The following is a 17,973-nucleotide window of genomic DNA, read 5'->3' on the forward strand; positions in this document are numbered from 1 at the left end:
GGTTCAGCCGGGAATTATTGCGAAGACCCGGCAGGGACCGCCGGTCGCGCCCGCGTGCTTCGGTGCGCCGACGACGACCGTCGCCCCTGCCGGGGGCACTGCATCCAGGTTCGCCAGTGCCTCGACTCCGTATCGACCTGCTCCGAGAACCGCTGTGTGCGCAGGATATTCGCGGTCGTTCATCCGGTCGAGGCTCAGTGTGTCGACTCCGATTCCGACGATGCCCCGCTCGCGTACCAGCATCTGCGCCGCGTCGCCGCCGAACCCGGGTGCCGCGCGCTCGGCCAGCCTGTTCTGCCAGCCACTGTGCATCACCACCAACGCGCGGTCGGGTATTCGGCCGTGCTCGCGCTCCCATTGCGCGATGTCCTCGGTCGTCACCACGGCCTCTGGATCGGACGCGGCCCGAGCCGAGATGTCCACCACGACCAGTGGGGCGATCAAATCCTCCAGGGGCAGGATGTCGGCCGTCGCACCGCCACGAATGCGGTGCGCCGGAGCATCGATGTGCGTGCCCGTGTGCTCCCAGTACGACAACTTGTTCACCAGGAAGCCGCCCAACTCGTAGGCGGCGACCGGCCGCATCGAGAACGGTTCGCTGCCCGGCCACACCGGAAACGTCGGGCTCAGGGTGTGGGTCAGGTCGATGAGTCGGCCCGCCGGAAGCGCCGACGCCACCACTGGTTCGGCGCGCACCGCTCCGGCCGTCGCAACGGTCAACGCGGCGGCCCCCAACGAGCCGAACAGCGCCCTACGGCCGATTCTGCGGTGAACCGTGTCGATGACCTCGGGCCGCACATCAGCCGGCAGCGGGAGTGACGAGCAGAACCTTGTCGTCCGATCCGTTGTCGGTGGTCAGCAGGAATGCGCCGTCGTCGCCGAAGCTGGTGAGCGAGCGCAGTCGACCGTACGTACCCACCAGGGCGTCGGCCTCGTCGACGTACTCCGTACCGTCCTCGGACAGCTTCAGAAACGTCAGCTTCTCGCCCTGCTGACTCGATATCACCGCGGCCCCGTTCCAGGAGCCCCATCCCGCGCCGATCGCGAAGGTCAGACCGGGCGTGGCGATGGTGGGACTACCCGAGCTCCACACGGCGGCGAGTGCACCGGGCACGCGGGTGGGATCGGTCATCGGTACCGACTCGTCGTAGATGAACGGGAGTCGATCGGGGCGGTAGCCGTAGTTGCCGCCGGGCACCAGCAGGTTCAACTCGTCGTCTCGGGTCGTGCCCTGCTCCACCTCGTAGATCTGACCGGTGCCGGGGCGAATCGCCAGGCCCTGCACGTTCCGATGTCCCAGAGTGAAGATGCGATCCGGTGAACCAGCCGCGGCGGAACCGTCGGCGTTGATGTGCAGAACCTTGCCGCCCAACGAGTTCCGATCCTGCGGAACCGTCGGCGTCGCCGTGTCTCCGGTGCCGACGTACAGGGTGCCGTCGGGATGAGCCAGAATTCGGCAGCCGCCGTGGCGTCCGCCGTCGGCGACGGGAATGTCGTCGACGAGGGTGCCGGTGCGCGTCAGAGCCGTCCACCCCGGGTCGACGGTCCACGAGAGCACGGCGATGTGGTTGTCGCTGCCACCGCCCGCACTTCCGGTTCCGGCGCTACCGGTGCCGCCACCGCCACTGCCCTGCACGCCCTGGCACGTGTAGATGGTTCTCGACGCTTCGAAGTCCGTCGCGAGGGCAATGCCCATCAGGCCCGTCTCGCCCGACGCGTACAGATCGTCGAGGTCCGCGTCGAGCTCGCGGGTGGCCCCGCCGACGTCGCGGATCACGAACCGCCCGGCGCGCTCACCGGTCAGCACCGTTCCGTCCGGCGCGACCACCGCATCCCACGGCTTCGCGAGTCCGTCGAGCACGGTGGTGACCGTCAGATCGGGAAGCGGATCGGCCTGCGCCGTCGCGGTGGTCGTACCGGCAAGCGTCAGGAGGACGCTGGCAGCGATCACTCCGGAACTGGACACCAGCTTGTTCATCCACACTCCTGACGACGATTCGCAATCGGCCCGATATGACCGGTATCACATGATCTTAAACACACTCTTCAGGCGGCTCGCCGACTCACAACGCAATTCGTTGCCCGGGGTTCAGCCGACCTCGGGCGTGACGAGCAGTACCTGATCGTCGGATCCGTTGTCGGTGGTGAGCAGGAAGCCGCCGTCGCTTCCGAAGGGGGTGAGCGAACGCAGCCTGCCGTAGGTGCCTTCCAGCGCCTCCGCCTCCGCGACGTACTCGGTTCCGTCCTCCGACAAAGCCAGGAAGACGAGCTTCTCGCCCTGCTGACTCGAGATCACCGCGGCACCGTTCCAGGACCCCCACTGTTCCCCGTCGGTGAACGTGACGTCGGGGGTGGCGATGGTCGGATCACCCGAACTCCACACTGCGGGCAGGGCACCGGGAACCCGATCGGGGTCGGTCATGGGAACCGACTCGTCGTAGACCGACGACCGTCGATCGGGGCGATAGCCGTAGTTGCCGCCCGGCACCAACAGGTTCAGCTCGTCGTCGCGGCTCGTCCCCTGCTCGACCTCGAAGATCTGATCGGTTCCGGGACGGATCGCCAGTCCCTGCACATTGCGATGACCGAGAGTGAAGATGCGATCCGGTGCATCAGCCGCGGCGGTGCCGTCTGCGTTGACGTGTAACACCTTGCCGCCCAGCGAGTTTCGATCCTGAGGAACACTGGGGCTGGCAGTGTCCCCGGTGCCGATGTACAGCGTGCCGTCGGGATGAGCCAGAATTCGGCAGCCACCGTGACGCCCGCCGTCTGCGACGGGAATGTCGTCGACGAGGGTTCCGGTGCGCGTCAGAGCCGTCCACTCCGGGTCCACGGTCCACGACATCACGCCGATGTTGTTACCTGCGTCGCCGCGCACACCCTGACAGGTGTAGATCGTTCGCGACGCGGCGAAATCGGTAGCCAGTGCGATTCCCATGAGTCCGGTCTCACCGGCGGCGTAGAGGTCGTCGAGGTCCGCGTTCAGTTCGCGCTGGACTCCCGCGGAGTCGCGGATGACGAACCGGCCGGAGCGCTCTCCGGTCAGCACCGTGCCATCGGGAGCGACCACCACGTCCCACGGTTTGTCGAGGCCGTCGAGCACGGTGGTGACCGACAGGTTCGGCAGCGGTTCGGTAGGTGCGGCCGAGGAGGGAGCAGAGTCGGAAACAGAGCCCTGCGACGACGAGGTCGCGGACGACTCGGTCGGCTCTGCGCCACCGCCCTCTCCGGTGGCGTCCGCCGAACAGGCCGCTACCAAGGCGACGCTCATGGCGATGACCGCTGCGCCGGTGACCGGTTTCTTCACGAGCGCTCCTGACGAATTTCGGTGAGTCCCATTTTTCCGTTATTACCGTTTTCGCGACTTCCGAACCACCGACCGAGCGGGGTCGTGTTCAGGACACCAGTCGATACCCGGCTTCGGCGACAGCGGCGTCCACCGTCGCGGTATCGAGCGCCGAATCACTGCTCACCACGACCGCACCGGAATTCACATCGACGTCGACACCGGTGACTCCCGAGATCTCCGATACTTCTTCTCGCACCGACGCTGCGCAATGCCCGCACGTCATGCCCTCGACCGAATATGTCGTCTGCATCTGGCTTTTCTCCTCTTCCGTCAGGAACGAACCAGGCGCGCGATGGCCTCGGAGGCCTCTTTCACTTTCGCGTCCGCCTCGGGTCCGCCGTGTTTCGCGGCCTCCACGACGCATCCCGCGAGGTGGGCGTCGAGCAGCTTCAACGAGACCGACTGCAGCGCCTTGGTCACCGCGGACACCTGGGTGAGGACGTCGATGCAATAGCGGTCGTCTGCGACCATTCTCGATATCCCGGCCACTTGACCCTCGATACGACGCAATCGCTTCAGCAGATCGTCCTGCTCGGCACTGTAGCTGCTCATAACGCCCACCATACCCCTACCCGGTAGGGGGTGCACCTCTCGACAGGAGTCGACGCACGCCGTCGACCATGAGCAGTGCGGCCACGGTGACGATCAGGGCGGCGAGCGCGATCCACGACCCCGAGTAGAACGTTCCCGAATACGCCGGGGACACATCGGGAACCGCGGGAAACTCGGTGGTGCGCACCCCTGCGTTCCAGCACGCCACAGCTCCGATCACCGCGAGCAGAGCCAACACCAGCTCCGCCCACCCGAGAGACTTCCTCACAGGTACTCCCGCTTCGCCGTTTCCAGCGCCGCACGCAACCCGTCGTCGTCCTTCGCCCACGCCTGCACCAGTCCGCCGCCCACCAGACGCAGCCCGATGCCGTGTCGCTTGCGCGGCACACCCGACAGCTCCCCGAGTACGCGCGCGGTCTCCCACCTCTTCGGCTCGTACTCACCGTCGGCGTACTCGGCCGGGGGCAGTATGTCGTCTATCTCGACCAGTTCGACGGTCTCGGTTCCCTGACGCAGCCGCCGGGTGGTGAGTTCGACGCTGACGTGCATCCGCGCGGCGCGGAGCTGGACGTACGTGAGACCGACGAGGATCAGCGAGAACAGCGCGAGGGCGAACCAGTGGATCACCGGTCCGGATGCAAGTTCGACCGCGAGCACCACCAGGCAGAACACCGGTCCCCACGCCAGCATGCGCCATCGCCCACCGGGCTCGTGGAAGAGCACGGGGTCGTCGGTGGGGGTCTCGCCACTCATCTCACTGCTCACGGACGAACCACTCCCGCGCCGACGGCCGGTAGACCAGAACTGCTGCGACCACCAACGCGACGGTGATCACCAGCAGCACGAACGGAAACACCAGCGCGGCGAACGTCAGCAGCAGCGCAACGGCTCCGGACAGCGCTACCAGGGCGCGTCGGAACCTGCGGTCGCCGCCGCGGACCGGGCCCGACATCAGACCGACGGCCAGCCCGACCACGCCGAAGATCACGCCGAGGCCACGAAAGACCGTCAGGAAGGAATCGATCTGCTCGTCCGTCGCACCGCCGGTGGTGAACGATGCGCGGATCTGGTCGGCGGGAAGCGTCAGGGCGATCATGCACACGACGATGAGCAGCACCGCCGAGGCCAACCACAGCCAGTAGGCGGCGGAAACCACTCGGGGCCGGGCGATCGGTGCGTCGGTGTCTGCGCTCACGCCAGACATCCTGCCACCGCGGGCGAGCTGCGCGTTCGGCCGGCAGAGATTCTTTCGCCGACGCGGCGCTCAGCCTGCAGAAATTCCCAGCGCCATGATCGCGATGGCGGCCGAGACGGCGAGCAGCAACCCGAGCAGGGCCCAGCCGGGGCGACCGCTCTCGGCGGGACAGGGCTCGCGATCGACGGCCGGTGCTGCGGTCGGCTGCGTGATACTCGCTGCTGCAGGGGTGTGCTCTGCCATGTCGGTTCCGATCACTCGAGAAGATATCGAGAGTGATGCTAGTCACACAGCTGGTGCCGCAGCCTCGAACACGCCCGAAATTATCGTTTTCCCGAAGCGACGAAGTATTTGTTGGATTCCCGACGGTGCATCAGGTAGATCGCCCCGGCGGCCAACACTCCCTGGCCGATGCCGAGCACACTCATCACGATGTTCATCGCGCCTGCGCTCGACGCAATGGCGAACAGTTCGAGGATCATGGTGAACACGGTGAACGATCCGATGATGGTGAGCAGCATGCGCGCCCACATCTTGCCCGCGCGCATCCGCTTGACCCAGAACAGGAACAACGCTCCGAAACCGAGTACGACGAACACCGTGACGACGAGCATCACCGTCACCATCGACTGCGTGGACTCCACCGTCATGTCGGCGGCCGCGTCCTGCGCTGCGAGGTCGTCGAGCAGGGACTGCGCGAATTCCTCGCGCGCCCCGAACAGCGTCCACACCGAGAACAGCGCCGAGAGCGCCCCGATCAGCGCCACTCCCCACCACAGGTGGCGTGCGGTCTCGACGTCGACGGGGGCCGGACGTGGGGTCGGCGGGGGTTCCGGTCCTGACTGCGGGAACCCGTGCTCGAGCTCCCAGCGCTGCCAATCCGGCTGCGGCGGTGGGTTGCCCGGCGTGTTGCTGTCGGGGTTGTTGCCGTCCGGGTTGTTGTTCGGAGGAAATTCGTTCACAACCAGCCCGCCACTTCGGTAGCCCAATAGGTCAGTACGACATCGGCACCGGCGCGCCGGATACCGACGAGCGATTCCAGTACTGCTGCGTCGCGGTCGATCCACCCGTTCTGAGCGGCGGCGGTGATCATGGCATATTCCCCGGAGATCTGATACGCCGCAACCGGAACCGGTGACATCTCGGCGACGTCGCGAAGAATATCGAGATACGACATCGCCGGCTTGACCATCACCATGTCGGCACCCTCGGCGAGATCGAGCTCCACCTCGTGGGTGGCCTCGCGGCGGTTCGCTGCGTCCTGCTGGTACGTCCGGCGATCACCCTGCAACGAGGACCCCACTGCTTCGCGGAACGGGCCGTAGAAGGCCGACGCGTATTTTGCCGAGTACGCCAGCTGACCGACCTCGACGTGGCCGGCAGCGTCGAGTCCGGCGCGGATGGCTCCGACCTGACCGTCCATCATTCCGCTCGGTCCGAGCAGGTGCGCACCCGACTCCGCCTGCGCGACGGCCATGTCCACGTAGCGCAGCAGGGTGGCGTCGTTGTCGATGGAACCGTTCTCCCCCAGGACTCCGCAGTGCCCGTGCGAGGTGAACTCGTCCAGGCAGGTATCGGCCATGATGACCGTCGAATCCCCGAGGTCGCCCTTCAGCCGCGCCAGCCCCCGATTGAGAATTCCGTCCGGGTCGGTTGCACCCGAGCCGGTCTCGTCCTTGTCCTCGGGCCTCGGTACTCCGAACAGCATGACGCCGCCGACGCCTGCCGTAACGGCCTCGGCGGCCGCAGCGCTCAGCGAATCCAACGTGTGTTGGTACACCCCGGGCATCGAGCTGATCGCCCGAGGCTCGGTGATGCCGTCGGCCACGAACATCGGCAGCACCAGATGCCGTGCCTCGAGCGATGTCTCGGCCACGAGCCGACGCAGTGCCGGGGTACGGCGCAGGCGTCGGGGACGGTCGGTGGGGAACAAGCGAACTCCTTACGGACCGGGTGTGCCGATCGTGAGATCCGCAGCCGAGTTACCGGCGGCGCGACTTCTTGCGCGGTGGTGGCAGTGCGCCCTCGGCCCGCAGGCGAGCCGCGTGCTCGGCGAGAGCCTCGACCAGCGGTCCGACCTGTGCCGATTCGGGCTGCACGTCCACGCGCAGACCGAACTCGACGGCCGTCTCGGCGGTCTTGGGGCCGATGCACGCCACCAGTGTGCGCGCGTGCGGCTTTCCGGCGATGCCGACCAGGTTCCGGACGGTGGAACTCGACGTGAAGCACACTGCGTCGAACCCGCCGGTCTTGATCATCTCGCGGGTCTCGGCGGGGGGCGGTGCTGCCCGGACGGTGCGGTACGCGGTGACGTCGTCGATCTCCCAGCCCCGCTCGCGCAGGCCCTCGGCGAGAGTCTCGGTGGCGATGTCGGCGCGCGGCAGAAGAACTCGGTTGACCGGATCGAAGACCTCGTCGTACGGCGGGAAGTCCTCGAGCAGTCCGAGCGAGCTCTGCTCACCCGACGGCACCAGTTCGGGGTTGATGCCGAACGAACGCACCTTCGCCGCGGTTGCCTCGCCGACACAGGCGATCTTGACGCCGGAGAACGCACGAGCGTCCAGACCGAACTCCTCGAACTTCTCCCACACGGCGCGAACGGCGTTGGTGGAAGTGAAGACGACCCACTGGTAGCGGCCGTCGACCAGGCCCTTGACGGACCGTTCCATCTGGGCCGGGCTGCGCGGGGGCTCGACGGCAATGGTCGGGACCTCGATGGGGATGGCTCCGTGGGTGACGAGTCGATCGCTCATCTCCCCTGCCTGATCCTTGGTGCGCGGCACCAGCACGGTCCAGCCGTACAGTGCACGAGATTCCCACCAGGACATCTTGTTTCGGCCCGAGACGACCTTGCCGACGGTGACGACGAGCGATCCGACGAGCTCGGATCCGGCGTCGTTGAGGGTGGCGAGGGTGGCCTCGACGGTGCGCTGCTGACGGGTGGTGCCGCGGACGGTGATGGCCGCGGGCGTCTGCGGTGCCAGGCCGTGTTCGACGAGGGCACTGGCGGTTTCGGCCAGGTGGCCCGAAGTTGCGTGCAGTACCAGCGGGCCCGGAGCAGCAGCGAGTGCTGCCCAGTCGACCTCGCCCCGGACGTCGGCCTCGGTGTGACCCGAGCCGAGTGCCATGCCGGCGTAGCTGGGGACGGCCGATCCCGACGGCAGGCCGGGGAGCACCTCGAACGGCACGTGCGTGCGAGCGACGGCGCTGACCTCGGCGATCACCGAGTCGGTCGTGAGCGGATCACCGGAGACAAGGCGAACCACGTCGTGGCCGTTCTTGGCTTCGGCCAGAAGGGTTTTGGCGACCTCGGCCGGTTCGCCGAGTGCCGGACGAACCTCGACACCGTTCTCGCCCGTCTCCGGGTCACGCGGAACGTCGGCACCGACCAGGGCGGTGACTCCCTTGTCGACGTCGGGATCGGTGAATGCGAGCTCGGCCGCTCCGAGCACTTCCCGTGCCCGGACCGTGAGCAGAGCCGGGTCACCCGGCCCGGATCCCACGAACAGGATCCGTCCGTTGGTGTTCTTGCGGACTGGGCTCATCGGTTGTTCTCCAGTGCTGTCTTGTGTGGGTACTGCAGTTCTATCGGGGTTGCGGTGCCCCGTTTCGGAATCAGTCGAGCGGTGGCGATCGACTCTCTTCGCACCACCGGACGGGTCGCCTTGCGTTTGGCGCGTCCGCGGACGGGTGCCGTTATGGCCCTAGACATGAGATCCACCCTGTACCTGAGAACCGGCCTGTGCTGGTTCGGTGACTGAAACGAGTTCGCGCGCACCGAGATCGAGCAGTTCGCGGGCCAATTCCCGGCCCAGCTCCTCGGCTCGGTCGGGTGATCCGACGATCGACGCGCGGATGGTGTCACTGCCGTCGATGGCGGCGACGCAGCCCCGCAAGGACAGTTCGTCGAAGATGCGGCCGTCCTCGTCGATGGATTCGACGACCTCTGCGATCGCGCCGACCGGAGCGGTGCAGCCGGCTTCGAGTTCTGCGAGCAGCCCGCGTTCGGCTGCCACCGCGGCGCGTGAGTGGGCGTCGTCGAGGGTGGCGATGGCGGTCGCGAGATCGGTGTCCTCGACGCGACATTCGACTGCGAGCGCACCCTGGGCGGGTGCCGGGAGCAACTGAACCGGGTCGAGTGCTTCGGTGACGACGTCGAGTCGGCCGATGCGGGACAGTCCGGCGCGGGCGACGATGACGGCGTCGAGCTCTCCCGACGCGACCTTTCCGATCCGCGTGTCGAGGTTGCCGCGCAGCGGACGGACGTCCAGTCCCTGTCCGAGAGCTCGCAATTGAGCGATACGGCGCGGGGCGGACGTGCCGACCTTCGCGTCGGCAGGCAACTCACCGAGTACCAGTCCGTCACGGGCGACCAGGGCGTCGCGCGGGTCCTCGCGAGCCGGGATGGCGGCGATGGTGAACCGCTCGTCGGCCGCCGTCGGCAGATCCTTGTACGAGTGCACGGCGATGTCGACGGTGCCGTCGGCCAGCGCCTCACGCAGCGCCGCGGTGAAGACACCGACGCCGATTGTCTGTACGGGAGCAGCAGACAGGTCGCCGGCAGTCTTGACGATGACCAGTTCCGCTTCGATTCCGGCTGCCGCGAGGGCCACCCGAACGGTGTCGGCCTGGGTGGTCGCCAGAAGGCTTCCGCGAGTACCGATCTTGACGATGCCGGTCATTCGGCACGCTCCTGACCGGTGGTTCCGCCGGGGTAGGAGTCCGAGCGCAGATCGGTGCGGCTGGCGGTGAAATCGTCCACCAGTTCCAGCGAGCCGATCTCCATCGGCGTGGCAACGGCGTCGACCGAGCCGGGGCTCAGCTCGAACAACTCGCGCAGCGCAGCGGCGTAGGAATCCCCGCCCGGTGTGCTGGCGAGCTGCTTGACGCGCACGGTGGGCGAATGCAGCAGCTTGTCCACGACGCGGCGCACGGTGCGCGCCACCTCGTCGCGCTGCGGCGAGTCGAGTCCGGGCAGCCGCGATTCGAGACGCAGCAGCTCTCCCTCGACCACCTCTGCAGCACGCTGGCGCAGTGCCGTGACAGTGGGGGTGACCTCGGCAAGCCGTTGTCCGGCAAGGTATCCCGAAAGTTCACTGGAGACGATCTCGCGGGCCGCGGACGCGTCGTTCGCCGCGGCATCGGCGGCGGGATCGCGCTGCAGGGACTCCATGTCGAAGACGGTGATGCCCGGCAGACCCGACACCGCGGGTTCGACGTCGCGCGGCAGACCGAGGTCGCAGATGACCAACGGTCGATCGGAGCCGCGGCGGGCGAGCGCGAGGTGGGCGTCGGCGATGGAGACCACGGCCCCCACCGCTCCGGTACAGGTGAGGAGGATGTCCGCCTCGGCGACTGCGTCGGCCAGGTCCTCGAGAGCGACCGAGGTTGCCGTGATGCCGTTGGAGACGGCGTTCTCGGCCAGGTGGTCGGCTCGCTCGCGGGTGCGGTTGACGACGGTCAGCTCGGCTATGCCTGCGCGGCCGAGGTGGGCGACGGCGAGGCCGCCCATCGCTCCGGCACCGAGGACGACGGCTTTGCGGCCGGCGAGGGAACCGTCGAACAATTCGGCGGCGCGGTCGAGGGCGACCGAGACCACCGAGGCTCCGGCGGCGTCGATTCCGGTTTCACTGTGTACACGCTTGCCCACGCGCAGGGCCTGCTGAGCCAGTTCGTGCATGACGCGGCCCGAGGCCTGCTGCCCGTCCGAGGCGGCGTAGGCCGAACGGATCTGGCCGAGAATCTGCTGCTCGCCGATGACCATCGAGTCCAGGCCACTGGCCACGGCGAAGAGGTGCTCGACGGCGGCCTCGCTGTAGCGGACGTAGGCGTGCTTGGTCAGGTCCGCGATCTCGAGCCCTGAGTGTTCACCGAGAACTTCGCCGACGGCGGTCAGCGCGCCGTGGAAGGCGTCGACGACGGCGTAGATCTCGACGCGATTGCACGTGGATACCACCATGACCTCGGAAATGCTTCCGCTGGCCATCAGCTTGTCGGTCAGTTTCGGGCGATCGGTGTCCGTGATGGCGACACGCTCGAGGACTGCGACGGGAGCGCTACGGTGCGAAATCCCGACGAGAAGGACACTCACGGTGCAATCACCGATCCGTTTCTTGTCGAACTGTTGACTGGGCTTGGATTGCCGGCGATGCGCGGGCCGTGACTGCGGCCGAGGCGTGCCGTGGACGTGAGCGGTGACGATGCGAGAGGGGGCGGCGATACCGGCTGCGGCCGGGGCGCGGCGACGATGGCCGGATCGGCGATATCGCTCGATCCGGAGACGTTGCGAGAGCTGTTGAAGGAGAGCACCTGCATCTCCACCGCCAGGTCCACGCGCCGCACCTCGACGTGTTCGGGTACGTCGAGGACCATCGGCGAGAAGCTCAGGATGCATTCGACGCCACCGGCGACGAGCTTCTCGGCGACGCTGTGCACGGCCTCGTCGGGGGTGGCGATGACGCCGATGGTGACCTCGAGCTCACGGCAGGCGACGACGAGTTCGTCGACGTGCCGGACGGTGAGGCCGTCGATGTCGGTGCCGACCCGCTTCGGGTCGCTGTCGAACAGTCCGACCATCGTGAACCCGCGTCGAGCGAATCCACCGTATCCGGCCAGCGCCTGCCCGAGGTTGCCGACTCCCGCGAGGACGACGCGGTGGCCGCGATCGAGTCCGAGTGCGCTGTCGATCTTGGCGCGGAGGCGGGCCACGTCGTAGCCGACTCCGCGTACGCCGTTGGGGCCGAGAAAGGAGAGATCCTTGCGCAGTTTGGCCGATCCGACGCCTGCTGCGGTGGCCAGTTCTTCACTGGAGACGATGAGAACGCCCTCGTCTGCGAGGATCGAGAGGACCCGCAGGTACGTCGCCAGACGAGTGACCGTAGCCTGAGGGATGACCCGCTCTACGCCGCTGGGCGACGGGCGCTCTTCGGTCACGTCTGGGGCTCCTCGTCCGAACGGCGTCGATGCCGGTCTTCACGCTGATCCTGCGTTCGTGTCTATTTCACGGACGCTGTTCACACCACGGTAACTGCTTGTGAACGAATGAACAAAGTTGCGCACACCGGCCCTCACCTGCACACGCGAGAGCAATCACACGTTCTTAGGGTGCCCTGCCCGGGTGAGATCGGCCCGCAACCGCGGCACGTCTACCTCCCAGTAACTGTGTTCGATGCCGTCGAGGAGCACCACGGGCACTCGATCCCCGTACTCCGCACGCAGGTCAGGCGATTCCGCTGCCGCCTCGTCCACGTCGACGACGGTGACCGGCACGTCGAATTCCCGGCACACCTCGCTCAACACCTCGAACGCGTGAGTGCAGGAATGGCAGCCTGCGCGGGTGAGAAGAGCCACGCCGGCGGGAGTCGTATGCATGCATCCACTGTGACACGGCCGCGACAGAGACGAAGGTCACAGTCCGCGGTCCGATCGGGGGCCGAACGACAGGCGTGCAGTGCTGCCCTTCACACGTCGCCCGGACAACCCCGACTAGGCTTGCGGCGAGCGACTCGACTGGGAGGTGGACGGAAGTGAGTGACGGGGGAACAGACCTGCCGATCGAGAACACGCCCGATATCGACATGGTCGATACGAACGACCCGAGCGAAGACAAGCAGTTCAAGCGCCGCATCCGCAGGATTCGCAATCCGTTCGGTCCGACGGACGCCGAGGTCCGCGCCAACGTTGCAGGTCAGGCCAGTGCCGATGCGGCTCTGGCGTTGCAGATCGAGTCCGAGGGTGCCGTTCCGCGGGATCTGACTGCCGCTGCCTTCTTCGACGTGGACAACACGATGGTGCAGGGCGCGTCGATCATTCACTTCGCTCGCGGATTGGCCGCCCGCAAGTACTTCACCAGCGGCGATCTGGCCCAATTCGCTTGGCAGCAGGTCAAATTCAGGGTCAGCGGGAAAGAGAACAGCGAGGACGTGGCCAGCGGCCGCGAGAAGGCGCTCTCGTTCATCACCGGCCGTCCCACCTCGGAGCTGACCCGGCTCGGCGAGGAGATCTACGACGAGATGATCGCCGACAAGATCTGGGCCGGTACCCGGGCTCTCGCTCAGATGCACCTCGACGCCGGGCAGCAGGTCTGGCTGGTGACGGCCACTCCCCTCGAACTGGCCCAGATCATCGCCAAGCGCCTGGGCTTGACCGGGGCCCTCGGAACCGTCGCCGAGAGCAAGGACGGGGTGTTCACCGGCCGTCTCGTCGGCGACATCCTGCACGGCATCGGCAAGGCGCACGCGGTGCGCTCGCTGGCCGTGCGTGAAGGTCTCAATCTCAAGCGCTGCACCGCGTACTCGGACAGCCACAACGACGTGCCGATGCTTTCGCTGGTCGGCACCGCCGTGGCGATCAACCCCGATACCGACCTGCGTGAGCTGGCCAAGAACCGGGGTTGGGAGATCCGCGACTACCGCACCGGACGCAAGGCCGCCAAGATCGGTGTGCCCACGGCGTTGGCCTTGGGCGCGGTCGGCGGTGGGCTGGCCGCGGTGATCGGCCGTCGTAAGGCCTGATCCATCCGGACGGCGATCAGAGCGTGAGCTGCATCAGCGTCAGGTCCAGCCACCGACCGAACTTGACGCCCACTTGCGGCATCTGTCCGACGGTGACGAACCCGAACTTCTCGTGCAGAGCGATCGACGTGGTGTTCTCGGATTCGATGAACCCCACCAACACGTGAACGTCGCGTGCTTTCGCTCGCTCGATCAACTCGCCCAGTAGCGCACTGGCCAGCCCGCGGCGGTAGAAGTCTCGGTGAATGTACACCGAGTGTTCCACCGAGTGCCGGTAGCCGCTCTTGACCCGCCACTGTCCGTACGACGCGTATCCGGCCACCCGTCCGTCGACCTCTGCGGTGAGTACCGGGTATCCAGCGGCGATCCTGCCCTCGAACCAGGCTGTGCGATCGGCGAGATCGACCTGTTCCTCATCCCAGATGGCGGTGGTGTTGGCGACCGCATCGTTGTGGATGTCGAGAATCTCCGGTAGATCGGCAGCGGCAGTATCGCGAATATGCACTGCCACACGATAACCCGAGCGTCTAACCCAGGAAGACGTTGCGCCTCTTGGCAAGCAGTCGATACAGCGTGTGCTGAATGGTCTCGCGGACGTGGTCGGTCAACTCGAACAGCACCATCGGATCCTCGAACGCGGTGGAGTCGTACCCATCGGTGAGGATCGGTTTGCCGAACTCGATGTACCACTTGGACGGCATCGGGATCAGACCCAGCGGGCCGAGGTGCGGGAAGAAGGGCGTGACCGGAAAGTAGGGCATGCCCATCAGTCGGGCCAGTGGCGCGATGTCGCCGATCTTGGGGTAGATCTCCTCCGAGCCGACGATGGAGCACGGGATGATCGGCACACCCGTCCGCAGAGCAGCCGAGACGAATCCGCCGCGACCGAATCGCTGCAGCTTGTAGCGCTCACTGAACGGTTTGCCGATGCCCTTGAACCCCTCGGGGAACACGGCGGCGACCTCGCCGGTACGCAGTAGACGCTCGGCGTCGGGGTTGCAGGCCAGCGTGTGCCCGGCCTTGCGCGCGATCGTGCCGACGCCGGGCATCTCGAATGCCATGTCGGCGGCCAACATTCGCAGCGGGCGGTGCGCCGGGTGGTGATCGCGGACGGCGACCGACGCCATCAATGCATCGACGGGCACGACGCCCGCATGGTTGGCGACGACGAGCGCGCCGCCGTCGGACGGAATGTTCTCGATGCCCTTGACCTCGACACGGAACCACTTGTCGAACAGCGGCCGCAGCAACGGAAGCCAGACTGCGTCGGCGAAGTGCGGGTCGTAACCGAACTCGTCGACGCTGTAGTCGCCGGCCAGCCGCCTGCGGACGAACTCGGCGACCGAGGAGATCTGGTCGACGATCGTGGACTTGGTGTCGTCGATCATCGACAGCAACGGAGTCGGGATGGACGGCGTCACGGCCGACGCCTCGGCAGGCGCCGGGTCCAGCAACGGCGTCGGCTCTCGAGGATCGGCGTAGGCGGAGGGGTGCCGCTCACGCGAGCCCGCAGCCGCTCGGGCCGAACGGCCGGTCGTGCCGCCGTGCAATGGAATCACTTTTGCCACTTCGCTCACCCGTCCCCTCCCGAACCGAGCACTGCTTCCGAACCACGCACCGGTTCCGAAGTGCGCAGTGCTGCCAGTGCACGCGCCGTGGACGCGCCTGTTTCGACGGCCGAGACCAGTCGATCTTCGATGCTGTCCACCCATTCGGTTCTGATGACCGGCCGCAGCGCTGCTCCTCGGACGAAGTCGTCGAATGCCTGAACCGTAGTCCACCGCGGCTCGAAGCCCAGGACGGACCGCATGCGGGAGGTGTCGAGTCCGCAGCCGAAGTGGAAGTAGTCGAGTTGCTCGGTGGTGAACTCGCGCATCATGCCACCCATCAGGGCGCGGCCGACGCTCTTGAAGAGTGGAAACGGTACCGGCACCTGAACACGGCCGGCTCGGCGAATTGCCTGGGAGAGCATGATCGTTCCGTCGGCACCGATGTTGAACGTGCCCGCCGACCCGCCGAGAGTGGCGCGCTCGAGCGCAGCCAGGGCGTCTTCCTCGTGCAGCAACTGCATGCGTGCGTCGCGGCCGACGATGCTGGGGATCAGCGGCGAGGTCATGTAGCGCGAGATGGTGCCGTTCAGTCGTGGACCGATCAGCGGTGCCATGCGCAGGATCGACACCGCGATGTCCGATCGTCGACGGCCGAGCCCGCGCGCGTATCCCTCGATGTCGATCGAGTCCCGCGCGTACCCACCGCTCGGGGGGCGTCGGGCACTCATCTCCTCGGTGAATTTCACCGGGTCCTTGGCGCTGCAGCCGTACACCGAGGACGAGGAACGCAGGACGACCCTCTCGACGGTCGGTGACTTCTGGCAGACCGCGAACAGCTGCATAGCGCCGATGACGTTGAGGTCTTTCATCGTCGCGCGGCCACCGGATTTCGGGGGCTTGGCGACGGTGGCTGCGTGCACGACGGTGTCGACGCCGGCATTGCGAATCACTTTGCCGATCAGCGGATTACGGATGTCGGCGCGGACGAATTCCGCGCGACCCATGCGGCGCACCAGATCCTTGCTCGGAGAGACCGCATCGACGGCGATGACGCGCTCGATGTTCGGATTCTGGGCCAGCCTGGTGACGAGGTAGCCGCCGAGAAATCGGCTCGCTCCGGTCACGAGGACGACTCGGGGCGCAGCCGATCCACGATCGCTCGGACTCACTGCGCACCCCCAACGTCGGTTCCGCTGCAAAGCCTACTGGATCGGCAGGGGTCGGCGTGGGTGAGAAGCAAAGCCCGTTCTTCGAACAGAAGAAGCCCGCCACCGATGGTGACGGGCTTCTTCGTGAAGCAGATGACGGCAGGCTTATTTGCCGAGTTTCCTGCGCTGCACGCGGGTACGACGAAGCAGCTTGCGGTGCTTCTTCTTCGACATGCGCTTGCGACGCTTCTTGATCACTGAACCCATGCGGGTGTCCTCACGTTCTTCTCTAGCGTTTTCGCGCACGCCGTTTGCGTACGCCTACCTGACAACCAAGCCCTGGGGCTGCGGTTACCGAGCTGGCGCTGGGGCCACGTACTCGCCCACGGCTGCACACCGGCTGGCTGGCACGACGAGCGCCAATCCTACCGGTGTGAACCAGGACTTACGAAACCGGCCCCACGTGCACTACTAGCCTGCGTCGAAGTACGAGGTCTCGAGATAGTCGTGGACCGCCTTCGCGTGCACACGAAAAGATCGACCCACTCGTACAGCGGGCAATTCTCCGCCGTGCACCAGCCGGTACACGGTCATTTTCGAAACCCTCATCAGAGTCGCCACTTCGGCGACCGTGAGGAACTGCGTTCCGGCCAGAGCCGGTTGACCGTCCGGGGACGAACCCTTGGACGGCTTGTTTATAGACGCCATCAATCCACATACCTCCGGCACGTCTCATGCGGCAGGCTTCCCCTCCTGCCGAACAGACACGCACGTGCTGCCCCCGAGCCTATAGGGACAGATGGGGTTACTGCGACGGGTGTGGGGAAAAGATTTTTTATTCTGCTGTGATGCCCATCTCAGTGGATCGGGCATTTGCGGCACCGAGAGCATCGAAAAATGCTGCTCGAAGGCCCTTTCTCTCCAATTCACGCACCGCAGCGGCGGTAGTTCCACCCGGAGAAGTCACCGCATATCGAAGCTCGCTCGCGCTCTCGTCGGAGCGATCGAGCATCGCTCCCGACCCCACCATCGTCTGAACCACGAGCGCCGACGCTACGTCGCGGCTCAATCCCAAGCCCACTCCCGCGTCGATCATGGCCTCGGCCACCAGGAAGAAATAGGCCGGACCGGAGCCGGACACGGCCGTCACGGCATCGAGCTGATTCTCCTTGACCACGACCACCTTGCCGACGGCCGAGAGGATCGAGCGCACGAGTTCGAGGTGCTCGGCGCGGGCGTACTTGCCCGGTGCCAGCACGCTGACGCCCTCCCCCACCAGCATCGGGGTGTTGGGCATGACCCGAACCACTGGGAAGCCGGCGGGGAGCTTGGGCTCGAACTTGGTGGTGGGGACGCCTGCGGCCAGCGAGACGATGAGCTGTTCGCGATCGCCGTCGAGTTCGATCTTGGTGATCTCGGTCAGTGCCGCTTCGACGTCGGCCGGCTTGACCGCCAGCACGATCACATCGGCACCCTCGGATGCGTCGCCGACCGTGGTGGTCAGTACTCCGAATTCCTTGGCGATCTCCTTGGCGCGGGTCTCGGACTTCTCGGCGACCACCAGATCGCGCACTGCGTGGCCGGACTCGAGGAGTCCCGCAATCAACGCCTCGCCGATCCGTCCGCCACCGATCACTGCAATTCTCGTCATGGACGCCAAGCCTGC

24 protein-coding genes are annotated in these 17,973 nt (G+C 66.4%); 1 reads left to right on the top strand and 23 read right to left on the bottom strand.

Features of this window, described 5'->3' with window-relative positions; genetic code table 11:
• Positions 1-3: 3 nt before the first annotated feature.
• The 17 genes from AYK61_RS24710 to AYK61_RS24785 form a co-directional block, all read right to left on the bottom strand.
• Positions 4-798 carry a cyclase family protein gene (locus AYK61_RS24710; protein WP_259468268.1) on the bottom strand — a complete coding sequence of 265 codons (795 nt, stop codon included), beginning with the start codon at positions 796-798 and terminating at the stop codon, positions 4-6.
• A gap of 1 nt (position 799) precedes the next feature.
• Positions 800-1,978 carry a sorbosone dehydrogenase family protein gene (locus AYK61_RS24715; RefSeq protein ID WP_121873459.1) on the bottom strand — a complete coding sequence of 393 codons (1,179 nt, stop codon included), beginning with the start codon at positions 1,976-1,978 and terminating at the stop codon, positions 800-802.
• Between the two features lie 111 nt (positions 1,979-2,089).
• On the bottom strand, positions 2,090-3,307 hold the full coding sequence (locus AYK61_RS24720; protein ID WP_259468269.1) for a sorbosone dehydrogenase family protein: 1,218 nt from the start codon (positions 3,305-3,307) through the stop codon (positions 2,090-2,092).
• 88 nt (positions 3,308-3,395) lie between these two features.
• Positions 3,396-3,599: a heavy-metal-associated domain-containing protein gene (locus tag AYK61_RS24725; protein ID WP_121873460.1), complete on the bottom strand. Its 204-nt coding sequence runs from the start codon at positions 3,597-3,599 to the stop codon at positions 3,396-3,398.
• A 20-nt stretch (positions 3,600-3,619) separates the two neighbouring features.
• A complete protein-coding gene (locus AYK61_RS24730) occupies positions 3,620-3,901 on the bottom strand; it encodes a metal-sensitive transcriptional regulator (protein ID WP_032393890.1) in 282 nt (93 codons plus the stop codon).
• Between the two features lie 16 nt (positions 3,902-3,917).
• Positions 3,918-4,169 (bottom strand): hypothetical protein, encoded by a 252-nt coding sequence (locus AYK61_RS24735; protein WP_237669674.1) that lies wholly within the window; start codon positions 4,167-4,169, stop codon positions 3,918-3,920.
• Positions 4,166-4,654, bottom strand: coding sequence for a hypothetical protein (locus AYK61_RS24740; protein WP_121873462.1), 489 nt, complete (start codon positions 4,652-4,654; stop codon positions 4,166-4,168). The genes AYK61_RS24735 and AYK61_RS24740 overlap by 4 nt, the downstream gene beginning before the upstream one ends.
• A 1-nt stretch (position 4,655) precedes the next feature.
• The gene (locus tag AYK61_RS24745; RefSeq protein ID WP_082323454.1) at positions 4,656-5,096 is read right to left on the bottom strand and encodes a hypothetical protein; all 441 of its coding nucleotides are present in this window, start codon (positions 5,094-5,096) and stop codon (positions 4,656-4,658) included.
• 69 nt (positions 5,097-5,165) lie between these two features.
• Positions 5,166-5,339, bottom strand: coding sequence for a hypothetical protein (locus AYK61_RS27485; protein ID WP_155290783.1), 174 nt, complete (start codon positions 5,337-5,339; stop codon positions 5,166-5,168).
• Between the two features lie 80 nt (positions 5,340-5,419).
• On the bottom strand, positions 5,420-6,058 hold the full coding sequence (locus tag AYK61_RS24755; RefSeq protein WP_121873463.1) for a hypothetical protein: 639 nt from the start codon (positions 6,056-6,058) through the stop codon (positions 5,420-5,422).
• Positions 6,055-7,029 carry a porphobilinogen synthase gene (gene hemB / locus AYK61_RS24760; protein WP_121873464.1) on the bottom strand — a complete coding sequence of 325 codons (975 nt, stop codon included), beginning with the start codon at positions 7,027-7,029 and terminating at the stop codon, positions 6,055-6,057. Before hemB ends, AYK61_RS24755 begins: the two co-directional genes overlap by 4 nt.
• A 49-nt stretch (positions 7,030-7,078) precedes the next feature.
• The gene (locus AYK61_RS24765) at positions 7,079-8,641 is read right to left on the bottom strand and encodes a bifunctional uroporphyrinogen-III C-methyltransferase/uroporphyrinogen-III synthase (RefSeq protein WP_068046447.1); all 1,563 of its coding nucleotides are present in this window, start codon (positions 8,639-8,641) and stop codon (positions 7,079-7,081) included.
• Positions 8,638-8,808 carry a hypothetical protein gene (locus AYK61_RS27490; RefSeq protein WP_156516050.1) on the bottom strand — a complete coding sequence of 57 codons (171 nt, stop codon included), beginning with the start codon at positions 8,806-8,808 and terminating at the stop codon, positions 8,638-8,640. The genes AYK61_RS24765 and AYK61_RS27490 overlap by 4 nt, the downstream gene beginning before the upstream one ends.
• Positions 8,801-9,769, bottom strand: coding sequence for a hydroxymethylbilane synthase (hemC, locus tag AYK61_RS24770; RefSeq protein ID WP_121873624.1), 969 nt, complete (start codon positions 9,767-9,769; stop codon positions 8,801-8,803). The genes AYK61_RS27490 and hemC overlap by 8 nt, the downstream gene beginning before the upstream one ends.
• Positions 9,770-9,774: 5 nt before the next feature.
• A complete protein-coding gene (locus AYK61_RS24775) occupies positions 9,775-11,187 on the bottom strand; it encodes a glutamyl-tRNA reductase (protein WP_121873465.1) in 1,413 nt (470 codons plus the stop codon).
• Entirely contained in the window at positions 11,184-12,029 is an 846-nt protein-coding gene (locus tag AYK61_RS24780; protein WP_121873466.1) for a redox-sensing transcriptional repressor Rex, read from the bottom strand. The genes AYK61_RS24775 and AYK61_RS24780 overlap by 4 nt, the downstream gene beginning before the upstream one ends.
• Positions 12,030-12,185: 156 nt before the next feature.
• Positions 12,186-12,467: a glutaredoxin family protein gene (locus AYK61_RS24785; protein WP_121873467.1), complete on the bottom strand. Its 282-nt coding sequence runs from the start codon at positions 12,465-12,467 to the stop codon at positions 12,186-12,188.
• Between the two features lie 206 nt (positions 12,468-12,673).
• Here AYK61_RS24785 and AYK61_RS24790 point away from each other — a divergent pair, with 206 nt between their 5' ends.
• A complete protein-coding gene (locus tag AYK61_RS24790; RefSeq protein ID WP_237669709.1) occupies positions 12,674-13,609 on the top strand; it encodes an HAD family phosphatase in 936 nt (311 codons plus the stop codon).
• Positions 13,610-13,625: 16 nt separating this feature from the next.
• On the opposite strand, the gene AYK61_RS24795 is transcribed toward AYK61_RS24790, so the two are convergent.
• From AYK61_RS24795 to proC, 6 genes are all read right to left on the bottom strand, one after another.
• Positions 13,626-14,114 carry a GNAT family N-acetyltransferase gene (locus AYK61_RS24795; protein ID WP_121873625.1) on the bottom strand — a complete coding sequence of 163 codons (489 nt, stop codon included), beginning with the start codon at positions 14,112-14,114 and terminating at the stop codon, positions 13,626-13,628.
• Between the two features lie 22 nt (positions 14,115-14,136).
• Complete coding sequence (locus tag AYK61_RS24800) at positions 14,137-15,186, bottom strand: lysophospholipid acyltransferase family protein (RefSeq protein WP_121873469.1); 1,050 nt, start codon at positions 15,184-15,186, stop codon at positions 14,137-14,139.
• The gene (locus AYK61_RS24805) at positions 15,183-16,328 is read right to left on the bottom strand and encodes an NAD-dependent epimerase/dehydratase family protein (RefSeq protein WP_259468270.1); all 1,146 of its coding nucleotides are present in this window, start codon (positions 16,326-16,328) and stop codon (positions 15,183-15,185) included. Before AYK61_RS24805 ends, AYK61_RS24800 begins: the two co-directional genes overlap by 4 nt.
• A 144-nt stretch (positions 16,329-16,472) precedes the next feature.
• Positions 16,473-16,574: a 30S ribosomal protein bS22 gene (locus AYK61_RS24810; RefSeq protein ID WP_003402602.1), complete on the bottom strand. Its 102-nt coding sequence runs from the start codon at positions 16,572-16,574 to the stop codon at positions 16,473-16,475.
• Between the two features lie 204 nt (positions 16,575-16,778).
• Entirely contained in the window at positions 16,779-17,015 is a 237-nt protein-coding gene (locus AYK61_RS24815; protein WP_008713658.1) for a helix-turn-helix domain-containing protein, read from the bottom strand.
• A gap of 127 nt (positions 17,016-17,142) precedes the next feature.
• Positions 17,143-17,958, bottom strand: coding sequence for a pyrroline-5-carboxylate reductase (gene proC / locus AYK61_RS24820; RefSeq protein ID WP_121873626.1), 816 nt, complete (start codon positions 17,956-17,958; stop codon positions 17,143-17,145).
• Positions 17,959-17,973 lie beyond the last annotated feature (15 nt).

Source organism: Rhodococcus sp. SBT000017, from assembly GCF_003688915.1.
Classification (GTDB): domain Bacteria; phylum Actinomycetota; class Actinomycetes; order Mycobacteriales; family Mycobacteriaceae; genus Rhodococcoides.